This window comes from Pseudomonas sp. SIMBA_068 (assembly GCF_046534705.1).
Taxonomy (GTDB): Bacteria; Pseudomonadota; Gammaproteobacteria; order Pseudomonadales; family Pseudomonadaceae; genus Aquipseudomonas; species Aquipseudomonas putida.
On the sequence record NZ_JAWRYI010001299.1, the window covers coordinates 1 to 247 of the forward strand.

A 247-nucleotide genomic window follows, 5' to 3' on the forward strand; every position below is an offset into this window, starting at 1 on the left:
TGGACAACGAGTTCAAGGTCAACCTGTACGATGGCCAGGAAAACGCCTACCTGGACCTGACCTCTGGCCGCCTCGACGCCATCCTCGCCGACAAGTACGCCAACTACGACTGGCTGAAGTCTGCCGCTGGCAAAAACTTCGAGTTCAAAGGCGAACCGGTGAACGACAGCGACAAGGTCGGCATTGCCGTACGCAAAGGTGACGATGAGCTGCGTAACAAGCTCAATGCCGCACTGAAGGAAATTGT

General features: G+C 55.9%; 1 pseudogene. It reads left to right on the top strand.

The annotated features are described in order from the left end of the window. Positions 1-247, top strand: a pseudogene (locus tag SB756_RS33775) (amino acid ABC transporter); the annotation flags it as partial.